Here is a 9,835-nt window from a genome sequence, read left to right as displayed (position 1 = left end):
GTGCGGCGGACATTATCCGCGAACAGGCTGAACAGCACGGCATTGCGCGGGTAACGGATGTCTGGCTGGAAGTCGGCGCACTGGCGGATGTTGAGGAGAGTGCACTGCATTTCTGTTTTGATATCGCCTGCCGTGATACCGTGGCGCAGGGCTGCACACTGCATATTGATGTTATCCCGGCACAGGCATGGTGCTGGGATTGCAGCCGTGAGGCCGAAATCATGCAGCACGCCGGATGCTGTCCGCACTGCGGCAGTGAACGGCTGCGCATCAGTGAAGGTGATGATTTGCGGGTAAAAAGCCTGGAAGGTGAGTGAGTTTTACGCCGCCGCCGTATTCAGCAGCCAGCGGGCGAATTGCTGCATGGCCGGGGTTTCCGTACGGGACTGTAACCGCGTCAGCCAGTAGCCGCCGAGGGTGATTTCTGCGGCAAACGGCTGTACCAGTGCGCCTGACTGTAACAGGCGGCTGAACATACATACCGGTGCGATCGCTACCCCGGCACCCAGTTGTGCCGCCTCGGCCATGGCCAGTGAGGTATCGAACACCATTACCGGCTGTGACGGGGAAGGCGGTGTGCCGCCCGCACAATCCAGCCAGCGGCTCCATTCATCCCGGCGGAATGAGCGCAGCAGGGTAAAGCGGTGAACATCATCCGGCTGCTGTAACTGTTCTGCAATGGCCGGTGAGCACAGCGGAGCGTGTGGTGCACTGAAAATCAGTTCCGCATCTGACTCATGCCACGCGCCGTTACCGAAACGGATCGTATAATCATGCCCTTCCGCCGCCGGGTCCACATGATTGTTATGGGTGGAGATATGCAGATCAATATGCGGATGGCTGTCATAGAATCCGGCCAGACGCGGCAGCAGCCAGCCTGCGGCAAATGTTCCCACCGCACCGACTTTCACCCGCTCACGGAACTGCCCGTGAGAAAAACACTCCAGAGTATCCGCAATCCGGTCAAACGCCTCATTGAGCACCGGCAGTAATCCCTCACCTTCATGGGTCAGCACCAGCCCGCGCGAGACGCGGGTAAACAGCACACAGCCGAGTTGTTCTTCCAGCGCCCTGACCTGCTGGCTGACGGCGGCATGGGTGACATTCAGCTCAATCGCCGCGCGGGTAAAACTGAGATGACGGGCGGCGGCCTCAAAGGCGCGCAGCGGGTTAAGGGGGAGATAACGTCTGACCATAATCCACCTGTAAGTTTTTCTTTAGGCTCTTGTTATAAATAACCGTTTGTTCTGTCCGGTGAATCTGACGATACTTGCCGCCGTTACTCACACACGGAAGGTTAATTCTGATGAAAAAATCGTTATCTGCAACACTGATTTCCGCTCTGCTGGCGTTTTCCGCCCCGGGGTTTTCTGCCGCTGATAATGTCGCGGCGGTGGTGGACAGCACCATTAAACCGCTGATGGCACAGCAGGATATTCCCGGGATGGCGGTTGCCGTCTCCGTAAAGGGTAAGCCCTATTATTTCAATTATGGTTTTGCCGATATTCAGGCAAAACAGCCGGTCACTGAAAATACACTATTTGAGCTCGGATCTGTAAGTAAAACTTTCACAGGTGTGCTGGGTGCGGTTTCTGTGGCGAAAAAAGAGATGGCGCTGAATGATCCGGCGGCAAAATACCAGCCGGAGCTGGCTCTGCCGCAGTGGAAGGGGATCACATTGCTGGATCTGGCTACCTATACCGCAGGCGGACTGCCGTTACAGGTGCCGGATGCGGTAAAAAGCCGTGCGGATCTGCTGAATTTCTATCAGCAGTGGCAGCCGTCCCGGAAACCGGGCGATATGCGTCTGTATGCAAACAGCAGTATCGGCCTGTTTGGTGCTCTGACCGCAAACGCGGCGGGGATGCCGTATGAGCAGTTGCTGACTGCACGGATCCTGGCACCGCTGGGGTTATCTCACACCTTTATTACTGTGCCGGAAAGTGCGCAAAGCCAGTATGCGTACGGTTATAAAAACAAAAAACCGGTCCGCGTGTCGCCGGGACAGCTTGATGCGGAATCTTACGGCGTGAAATCCGCCTCAAAAGATATGCTGCGCTGGGCGGAAATGAATATGGAGCCGTCACGGGCCGGTAATGCGGATCTGGAAATGGCAATGTATCTCGCCCAGACCCGCTACTATAAAACCGCCGCGATTAACCAGGGGCTGGGCTGGGAAATGTATGACTGGCCGCAGCAGAAAGATATGATCATTAACGGTGTGACCAACGAGGTCGCATTGCAGCCGCATCCGGTAACAGACAACCAGGTTCAGCCGTATAACCGTGCTTCCTGGGTGCATAAAACGGGCGCAACAACTGGTTTCGGCGCCTATGTCGCCTTTATTCCGGAAAAACAGGTGGCGATTGTGATTCTGGCGAATAAAAACTACCCGAATACCGAAAGAGTCAAAGCTGCACAGGCTATTTTGAGTGCACTGGAATAATTTTTTTCCTGAACAGGCCCCTGCGGATACGCCGGGGCCGTAATTTAAGATTATTCCTTATGCAATAATTTGCTTTATGGGCTGTTTTATGGAGGATGAGAGTATCGGGCACTGACAGCTTCCGGCTGAACCGGATTTCACTGTGTGCTGCGGCAAACTGATGTCAGTCTCAACACACAGAGGAAAATGTTGTCATGGACGTTCTGCGTTTTATCCTCCGCTTACCTTTTATTTTGCTGCGTCTGGCGGCTCGCAGTCTTGTTTATCTCTTTACTCTGCTGGGTTTTCTGCTGCGCCCGTTCACCGGACGGATCCGCTGGGCGGTGCCGGGCTGGGTGACCTTTGCCGGTAATCAGCTTGCCCGGCTGGAGCGGGGGGGCAACCGCTATCCGAAAACCATATCTGCCTTATTATTACTGACTGCTGCGGTGGCAGCGGGCAGTTATTACACCTGGCACTGGTATCAGAACAAACCGAAGCCGGTGGATGTTGCGCCGCTGGTGGTGCAGGATATTTCCGCGTCTGTGCAGCGCCCTTCGGCGGTTAATTATAACCGTGATGATAATTCAGCGCAGATTGTGGTGGTGACATTCTCCCGCTCTGCCGCACCGGTAACGCTGATCGGTAAACCGGTCACCGCCGGTATTACCCTGACCCCCGCAATGGAAGGTGAGTGGCAGTGGCGTAATGACCGTAAGCTGGTATTCACGGCGAAAAAAACCTTCCCGATGGGGAAAACCTACACCGTCGATATGGATGCCAAAACACTGCTGGCTCCGCAGGTGGCGTTAACAGAGAAACAAAAAACCTTTACCACCCCTGAGTTTTATTATCGCGGCGGCCGGGCGGAGTTCTATCAGGATCCGCAAGATCCGATGAAAAAACACGCCATTATCGGCCTGACCTTCAATGCCCCCGCTGATGTCAAAAATCTGGAATCGCGTCTGTCTATGACCCGTGACGGCAAGCCGGTGCCGTATACCGTCACTGTAATGAACTGTTGTCATTTATGCTGACGCCCGTGCCGGGAGGCATTGATGTCCCAACCCAGCAGCTCGGCGAACAAAGCTGTAATTTATTATTTAGCCTGATTGCCGGTGAGAAAGGTTTACAAAATATCACCGTGGGTACACAAATATCGTTAGCCGACTCACTGGTATAAAAACTGGGGCATAACAATGCCCCAGTGCATTTTAGAATGCGTAATTCACACCGATACCTGCATAATGGAGTCTGTCGCTTTCACCTTCATTTCTATTGGTAGCGATCCCATGACACAAGAGACTACTCTGCCGCAAATTAACTGGGGGAATGTTGACTAAATGTTGCTTGCTTTTGTTGTTTCGGATATCAGGGTTGATTACCTGAATAGCGTTTCGACAATTTTGTCGCTGCCCGGCTCAACAAAGGTTCCAATACTAACGCCAGCAACATTTTTAGCGGACGTCGGGCCACGGACTTCACCGCCCACCCTGCTACCCCAGCCGGGCCATAGCGCAGCGCAGTCAGTAGCACCAGCTTACCTGCTATTTTAATGCCCGGCTTAACCCTTTGCCCGGCACGTTGCCAGCGATTATTCATTTCTAACCTCACAATTGGCGGAAGCGGCTGCGTAATGTAAAAGTATCAGACGTTACATAACGCTCCATCTCACGCAAACGCTTTTCACTTGCAGCCAGTTCACGATCGACAGCATCCAATAGCTCACCGCTTGATGGCTGCTGTTCTCCGGAAACCACGTTGTCTGGCATCGGATCCAACACAAACGTCAGTACGATGTAGGCGACAAAGGTGAAAAAGGCCAGACCAAAAAAGATGGACAGCACCACCAGGATCCGCACCAGTTTCACAGGAACATCGAGATAATGCGCAATACCCGCGCAAACCCCTTTCACCATGCCCTGCTGCGGTATACGCCACAGTTTTTTATTCAGATTAACGCCCCCCATTAGCGGTCCCTCCAGTTTGGATGTTCAGCATCAAGGATGTCTTCCAGCGCTTGAATGCGCTCACGCATCCGCTGTGCGTCCTGGTTAAGTTCTACCAGACGCTGTTGTTCACTTTGCGCCAGCTCGCCGCGACTGGAACGATTGCTGTAATGCAGCCAGAGCCAAATCGGTAAGACGAACAGCACAAAGATGGTTAACGGGATGGCCAGAAATAGCGCGCTCATGAGTACTCCTTACAGGTGATGAGCGGCGGCGCGTTCGGGCACCGCCAGATATTATTATTGCTTGTCTTGCTGCATTTTGGCTTTCAATTGCGCCAACTGCTCGCTGATTTCATCATCTGCTTTCAGGTCAGCAAATTGCTGATCCAAAGACTTCTGCTTACCGAAGTTATGGCTTTCAGCTTCAGCTTCCATTTGATCGATACGACGCTCAAAAGATTCAAAGCGAGCCATCGCTTCATCCAGTTTGCCGCTGTCCAGTTGACGACGAACATCACGGGAAGAACTCGCCGCCTGATGGCGCAACATCAATGCCTGCTGACGAGCACGGGTTTCACTGAGTTTGTTTTCCAGTTCACCGATCTCTTTTTTCATACGCGCCAGCGTATCGTCAACCAGCGTCACCTCATGCTCCAGGGAGGCAATCAGGTCAGTCAGTTTCTGCTTTTCGATTAACGCAGAACGCGCCAAATCTTCTTTTTCTTTACGCAGCGCCAGCTCTGCTTTTTCCTGCCACTCTGCCTGTTGGGCGCTGGCCTGTTCAATACGACGCGATAACTGTTTCTTTTCTGCCAGCGCGCGTGCGGAGTTGGAGCGCACCTCAACCAGCGTGTCTTCCATTTCCTGGATCATCAACCGCACCAGCTTCTGCGGATCTTCAGCCTTTTCCAGCAACGCATTAATGTTGGCGTTCACGATGTCGGCAAAACGAGAAAAAATACCCATAATGTAATCCTCACTTACTGTTCTGATATCGGGCAATGCCCTGCTGCTGTTCTAATGCACTTCGCATGCCAACTTTTTAATTCATTGAAATATTTGAAAATAACTAATTTTACCTGTCGGGATAAATAGGGTAAATTGGTGAATAACACTAACAAATGGTGAATTTCATCATGGCAGGATACAAAGATAATCTGCTGGGCGAAGCGAACAGCTTTATTGAAGTGCTGGAGCAGGTTTCTCGTCTCGCGCCGCTGGATAAACCTGTGCTGGTCATTGGGGAACGAGGAACAGGGAAAGAGCTTATCGCCAACCGCCTGCACTACCTCTCAACCCGTTGGCAAGGCCCGTTTATTTCACTTAACTGCGCCGCGCTCAACGAAAATTTACTTGATTCCGAACTCTTTGGGCACGAAGCGGGCGCCTTTACCGGCGCGCAGAAACGTCACCCAGGTCGGTTCGAGCGCGCCGATGGCGGCACACTGTTTCTTGATGAACTGGCAACCGCCCCGATGCTGGTACAGGAAAAACTGCTGCGCGTTATTGAGTACGGAGAGCTGGAACGCGTAGGCGGTAGCCAACCTCTGCAGGTCAATGTAAGACTGGTTTGCGCAACCAACGCCGACCTGCCACGCATGGTGAGTGAAGGCACGTTCCGCGCCGACCTGCTGGATCGTCTGGCCTTTGACGTGGTGCAACTTCCCCCGTTACGCGAACGTCAAAGCGATATCATGTTAATGGCTGAACATTTTGCCATTCAGATGTGCCGTGAGATCGGGTTACCGTTGTTTCCTGGGTTCACCGATGAGGCCAAAGAAACGCTCCTCCACTACCGTTGGCCGGGCAATATTCGTGAACTGAAAAACGTCGTGGAGCGTTCGGTATACCGACACGGGACCAGCGATTACCCACTGAATGAGATTGTGATTGACCCGTTCAGGCGTCACGCCGCACCGCCGCTGGCGCAAGAAACCAGACATACATCAGTAACCCTACCGCTGGATCTGCGTGAATTCCAACAGCAGCAGGAGAAGGAATTTTTGCAAACCAGCTTACAGCAGGCGAAATTTAATCAGAAAAAAGCCGCTGAATTATTAGGTCTGACCTACCATCAACTCCGCGCATTACTGAAGAAACACCAAATTTAGCGTGCAGGGGCAGACGTTGGACGCGAGAGTTAAAACAGTTTACCATGTTGCAATCACTGTATAAAAAAACAGGTTAATCATGATGACTCTGGCGTTAGTTGGCGAAAAAATTGACAGAAACAGGTTCACCGGTGAAAAAGTTGAAAATAGCACATTTTTCAACTGTGATTTTTCGGGTGCCGACCTTAGCGGCACTGAATTTATTGGCTGCCAGTTTTATGATCGAGAAAGTCAGAAAGGATGTAATTTTAGTCGCGCTAACCTGAAAGATGCCATTTTCAAAAGTTGTGATCTCTCCATGGCTGATTTCAGGAATATCAATGCGCTGGGAATCGAAATTCGCCACTGCCGGGCACAAGGGTCAGATTTTCGCGGCGCAAGTTTTATGAATATGATCACCACCCGCACCTGGTTTTGTAGCGCCTATATCACCAATACCAACTTAAGCTACGCCAACTTTTCAAAAGTCGTACTGGAAAAGTGCGAGCTGTGGGAAAACCGCTGGATGGGTACTCAGGTGCTGGGCGCAACGTTCAGTGGATCAGACCTCTCTGGCGGCGAGTTTTCATCCTTCGACTGGCGAGCAGCAAACGTTACGCACTGTGATTTGACCAATTCGGAACTGGGCGATTTAGATATCCGCGGGGTTGATTTGCAAGGCGTCAAACTGGACAGCTACCAGGCATCGTTGCTCCTGGAACGTCTTGGTATCGCTGTCATGGGTTAATGTTCAGGGAGCGGTATATGCCGCCCCCTGCCCTTATACAATATTGTCCGGGCTGGCTTTCCCCCTCAGACGTTTCGACTTCGGGGGCATAAACGTCAGAGGGTTCCGGTCCCCCCGTCAGAACACCATACCTGACCGGATGTATAGCTGTTCTCTTCAGCCGCTAAAGTGACATACAGCGGAGCAATTTCTACCGGTTGGCCAGGGCGACCAAGCGGCGCATTTGCACCAAATTTCTCAATTTTTTCCTGTGGTTGGCCGCCGCAGCACTGCAATACCGTCCAGTACGGCCCAGGCGCGACAGCATTTACACGGATCCCTTTAGGGGCCAGTTGCTTCGCCAGCGATTTAGTAAATGCCACTATCGCCGCCTTGGTCTGAGCATAATCAAGCAGGATCTCACTCGGCTCATAAGCCTGTACCGATGAGGTGTTAATAATCACGCTGTCTCGGGAGAAATGGGGAATAGCCGCCTTGGTGATCCAAAACATGGCGTAGACATTGGTCTTGAATGTCGCATCAAATTCTTCTGTGGTGAGGTCTTCGATCGATTCACAAAATTGCTGACGGCCTGCGTTATTCACCAGGATATCCAACCCTCCCAGCGCGTCTACCGCCTGTTTTACCAGATGGTTACAAAAAGTTTCGTCACGAATATCGCCGGGAATCGCCGCAACTTTTCTCCCAGCTTTTTTTATCAACTCAACAACCTCACGAGCATCGTCCTCTTCTTCAGGTAAATAATTAATCGCGACATCGGCGCCTTCGCGGGCATAGGCAATGGCAACAGCACGCCCAATACCTGAATCACCACCGGTAATTAATACCTTGCGACCATTTAACCTGCCGCTTCCCTGATAGCTTTGTTCGCCATGATCGGGGCGCGGTTGCATTTTTCCGGCGAGCCCCGGAAAAGGTTGTTTTTGATGTGGAAAAGGCGGCTGCGGAAAACGCTCTGAATTAGTTTTATTGGTGGTCTGTTTTCCTTTATTTAGGTCAGTCATTCAATCACCTCTCGTGAGTCATCATTCATCGCAAAGACTAATAAGCGTAGAACAAAATGAATGACATGGTCTTTATAATTTACCTACCACTTAATTTTCTCCTAATATTAACCTGGCTCTCACGACGATAACTTCACATAGCATTGAAATATTTCCTAGGATAAGTCCTGGTTTATTTATTTGTTCTTCCAGGCTGACACTTCTTCAATCAATACCGCCAGGCTAAAACGTACCGCCTTTTCAATGACGTCCTGGCAATCCCCGGAAAAACACTCACGTTTTGTTATTATCTGTCCGCGGAAATTCCACGCAAACCACACGGTTCCTGCGGGAGTACCATCCTCCCCACCCTCCGGCCCTGCATATCCGCTGATGGCTATACTGGGGGAACCGCAGAATTCGGAAAAAATCGTACGCTAAGCTAACGGTGTTCTCGTGACAGCTCTTTGACTAGGCTTTCTAAGGCCATTCTGATAGCCCTGACTTCCTGAAAAGCCATGGCTAAAATTTGTGCGGCTAAAAGGGATAACCGATGGTAAAGTAAGTTATCCCTGTCGAGATACTGAAAAGCGTTATCCTCGTTTTTCCCAAAACTGTTTTGCCAGTTCGCTCAGAGCGCTAGTTAACTGAGCGACAGATTTCGCACTTTGCAAATTATTCTGCCCGGTCTGTACATTGGTATCAGCAGCATCGCGTATATTGATAATACTGCGGTTTATGTCTTCACTTACTGCTCCCTGCTGCTCGACCGCAGTCGCTATTTGCGCGTTCATGTCGGTAATTTCGTTAACGCGTTGGCCAATTCCATCAAGAGCTGTAGCTGCTTCCTCTGCGTGAGCTACACTCGTGTGCGCTTGCCGACTACTTTGCTCCATGACTGTAACAGCGGATTGCGCTCGCTCTTGTAGAGCGCTGATCATGCTTTGAATATCCGTTGTCGATTGCTGTGTGCGAGCAGCAAGACTGCGAACCTCATCGGCGACAACAGCAAAACCACGCCCCTGCTCACCAGCACGCGCGGCCTCAATTGCTGCGTTGAGTGCCAACAAATTCGTTTGCTCGGCGATCCCTCGTATAACGTCAAGAACTTTTGATATCTCGTTACTTTGACCTTCAAGCTCATGAATAACCTGAGTGGCTTGCCTAATTTCACCTTCAAGGGCAGTGATTGACTGGCTTGTGTGGGCTACCAGACGCTGGCCAGATGCCGTCTCAGTGTCTGCTCTTCCGGCCGCATCTGCAGCATGCTGTGCATTGCTCGCAACCTCTTGAATGCTTGCCACCATTTGGTTTACTGCCGTTGCTATTTGATCTGTCTCTGCCTGCTGCTCAACTGTAAGTACATTGCTTGACTCAATATCCTTTAGTAGGCCTCGGGTGTGTTCGCTAAGCCGATTTGATGCATCACCTATGCGACCTACTATGGCGCCTGTTTCAGCTTGCATCATTCGTAAAGCAAACTCTATTTGGCCAAACTCATCGGTGCGCCCAGTGTAGAGGGATTGACTTAATGGGTTATTGGAAATATTCCTGGCTCTTTCAACCAGTCTTCCAAGAGGAGAGAGAATAGCCAAAACACTAACAGAGCTTAAGCTTCCTGACATTAAAGTGGCTAAC

The 9,835-nt window shown here is 51.3% G+C and carries 13 protein-coding genes and 2 pseudogenes; 6 read left to right on the top strand and 9 right to left on the bottom strand.

From position 1 onward, the window contains the following. The coding region (gene hypA, locus ACOI7Z_RS26320) for a hydrogenase maturation nickel metallochaperone HypA (RefSeq protein WP_029504331.1) at positions 1–317 on the top strand (317 nt) is incomplete at its 5' end. 3 nt (positions 318–320) lie between these two features. On the opposite strand, the gene ampR is transcribed toward hypA, so the two are convergent. Together ampR and ACOI7Z_RS26310 are read right to left on the bottom strand one after the other, a co-directional pair. Continuing rightward, a complete protein-coding gene (gene ampR / locus ACOI7Z_RS26315) occupies positions 321–1,196 on the bottom strand; it encodes a LysR family transcriptional regulator AmpR (RefSeq protein ID WP_004193231.1) in 876 nt (291 codons plus the stop codon). Beyond that, positions 1,171–1,410 carry a hypothetical protein gene (locus ACOI7Z_RS26310; RefSeq protein ID WP_162270619.1) on the bottom strand — a complete coding sequence of 80 codons (240 nt, stop codon included), beginning with the start codon at positions 1,408–1,410 and terminating at the stop codon, positions 1,171–1,173. The genes ampR and ACOI7Z_RS26310 overlap by 26 nt, the downstream gene beginning before the upstream one ends. Here ACOI7Z_RS26310 and ACOI7Z_RS26305 point away from each other — a divergent pair. The 3 genes and pseudogenes from ACOI7Z_RS26305 to ACOI7Z_RS26295 all read left to right on the top strand — a co-directional run. After that, a complete protein-coding gene (locus ACOI7Z_RS26305; RefSeq protein ID WP_004236386.1) occupies positions 1,307–2,446 on the top strand; it encodes an extended-spectrum class C beta-lactamase DHA-1 in 1,140 nt (379 codons plus the stop codon). The genes ACOI7Z_RS26310 and ACOI7Z_RS26305 overlap by 104 nt on opposite strands. Before the next feature lie 194 nt (positions 2,447–2,640). Beyond that, positions 2,641–3,462 carry a hypothetical protein gene (locus ACOI7Z_RS26300; RefSeq protein WP_013214003.1) on the top strand — a complete coding sequence of 274 codons (822 nt, stop codon included), beginning with the start codon at positions 2,641–2,643 and terminating at the stop codon, positions 3,460–3,462. After that, positions 3,420–3,608 (top strand): annotated as a pseudogene (locus ACOI7Z_RS26295) (LacI family transcriptional regulator); the annotation flags it as partial. The gene ACOI7Z_RS26300 and the pseudogene ACOI7Z_RS26295, both read left to right, overlap by 43 nt. Before the next feature lie 188 nt (positions 3,609–3,796). Here ACOI7Z_RS26295 and pspD read toward each other — a convergent pair. Genes pspD through pspA form a run of 4 tightly spaced genes read right to left on the bottom strand, consistent with a single transcriptional unit; the run spans position 3,797 to position 5,342 of the window. Further along, a complete protein-coding gene (pspD, locus tag ACOI7Z_RS26290; protein WP_004193241.1) occupies positions 3,797–4,027 on the bottom strand; it encodes a phage shock protein PspD in 231 nt (76 codons plus the stop codon). Positions 4,028–4,035: 8 nt separating this feature from the next. Beyond that, positions 4,036–4,395 carry an envelope stress response membrane protein PspC gene (pspC, locus tag ACOI7Z_RS26285; protein ID WP_004193243.1) on the bottom strand — a complete coding sequence of 120 codons (360 nt, stop codon included), beginning with the start codon at positions 4,393–4,395 and terminating at the stop codon, positions 4,036–4,038. Beyond that, on the bottom strand, positions 4,395–4,619 hold the full coding sequence (gene pspB / locus ACOI7Z_RS26280; protein WP_004193245.1) for an envelope stress response membrane protein PspB: 225 nt from the start codon (positions 4,617–4,619) through the stop codon (positions 4,395–4,397). The genes pspC and pspB overlap by 1 nt, the downstream gene beginning before the upstream one ends. Before the next feature lie 54 nt (positions 4,620–4,673). Then, positions 4,674–5,342, bottom strand: a complete 669-nt coding sequence (gene pspA, locus ACOI7Z_RS26275) for a phage shock protein PspA (protein ID WP_003020532.1) — start codon at positions 5,340–5,342, stop codon at positions 4,674–4,676. A 155-nt stretch (positions 5,343–5,497) separates the two neighbouring features. Here pspA and pspF point away from each other — a divergent pair, with 155 nt between their 5' ends. Next, complete coding sequence (gene pspF / locus ACOI7Z_RS26270; protein WP_017900991.1) at positions 5,498–6,487, top strand: phage shock protein operon transcriptional activator; 990 nt, start codon at positions 5,498–5,500, stop codon at positions 6,485–6,487. Positions 6,488–6,569: 82 nt separating this feature from the next. Continuing rightward, on the top strand, positions 6,570–7,214 hold the full coding sequence (locus tag ACOI7Z_RS26265) for a quinolone resistance pentapeptide repeat protein QnrB4 (protein WP_017900990.1): 645 nt from the start codon (positions 6,570–6,572) through the stop codon (positions 7,212–7,214). A gap of 95 nt (positions 7,215–7,309) precedes the next feature. Here ACOI7Z_RS26265 and ACOI7Z_RS26260 read toward each other — a convergent pair whose 3' ends face one another. The 3 genes and pseudogenes from ACOI7Z_RS26260 to ACOI7Z_RS26250 all read right to left on the bottom strand — a co-directional run. Continuing rightward, entirely contained in the window at positions 7,310–8,218 is a 909-nt protein-coding gene (locus tag ACOI7Z_RS26260; RefSeq protein WP_004193260.1) for an SDR family oxidoreductase, read from the bottom strand. 176 nt (positions 8,219–8,394) lie between these two features. Then, positions 8,395–8,601: pseudogene (locus tag ACOI7Z_RS26255) on the bottom strand (CinA family protein); the annotation flags it as partial. A 189-nt stretch (positions 8,602–8,790) separates the two neighbouring features. After that, positions 8,791–9,835, bottom strand: a 1,045-nt coding sequence (locus tag ACOI7Z_RS26250) for a methyl-accepting chemotaxis protein (protein WP_053390291.1), incomplete at its 5' end; no start/stop codon positions are given.

The sequence above is a fragment of the Klebsiella sp. C283 genome (assembly GCF_048822555.1).
GTDB classification, from domain to species: Bacteria; Pseudomonadota; Gammaproteobacteria; order Enterobacterales; family Enterobacteriaceae; genus Klebsiella; species Klebsiella quasipneumoniae.
The sequence above is the reverse complement of the archived record's forward strand: the minus strand, read 5'-3'. Positions and strand labels throughout refer to the sequence as shown.

Coding starts and splice junctions, on each gene's coding strand:
- ACOI7Z_RS26260 (WP_004193260.1), bottom strand. CDS start 8,218: ATGACTGACCTAAATAAAGGAAAACAGACCACCAATAAAACTAATTCA.
- ACOI7Z_RS26310 (WP_162270619.1), bottom strand. CDS start 1,410: ATGGTGCTGTCCACCACCGCCGCGACATTATCAGCGGCAGAAAACCCC.
- ACOI7Z_RS26305 (WP_004236386.1), top strand. CDS start 1,307: ATGAAAAAATCGTTATCTGCAACACTGATTTCCGCTCTGCTGGCGTTT.
- pspC (WP_004193243.1), bottom strand. CDS start 4,395: ATGGGGGGCGTTAATCTGAATAAAAAACTGTGGCGTATACCGCAGCAG.
- ACOI7Z_RS26300 (WP_013214003.1), top strand. CDS start 2,641: ATGGACGTTCTGCGTTTTATCCTCCGCTTACCTTTTATTTTGCTGCGT.
- pspB (WP_004193245.1), bottom strand. CDS start 4,619: ATGAGCGCGCTATTTCTGGCCATCCCGTTAACCATCTTTGTGCTGTTC.
- ampR (WP_004193231.1), bottom strand. CDS start 1,196: ATGGTCAGACGTTATCTCCCCCTTAACCCGCTGCGCGCCTTTGAGGCC.
- pspA (WP_003020532.1), bottom strand. CDS start 5,342: ATGGGTATTTTTTCTCGTTTTGCCGACATCGTGAACGCCAACATTAAT.
- pspD (WP_004193241.1), bottom strand. CDS start 4,027: ATGAATAATCGCTGGCAACGTGCCGGGCAAAGGGTTAAGCCGGGCATT.
- ACOI7Z_RS26265 (WP_017900990.1), top strand. CDS start 6,570: ATGACTCTGGCGTTAGTTGGCGAAAAAATTGACAGAAACAGGTTCACC.
- pspF (WP_017900991.1), top strand. CDS start 5,498: ATGGTGAATTTCATCATGGCAGGATACAAAGATAATCTGCTGGGCGAA.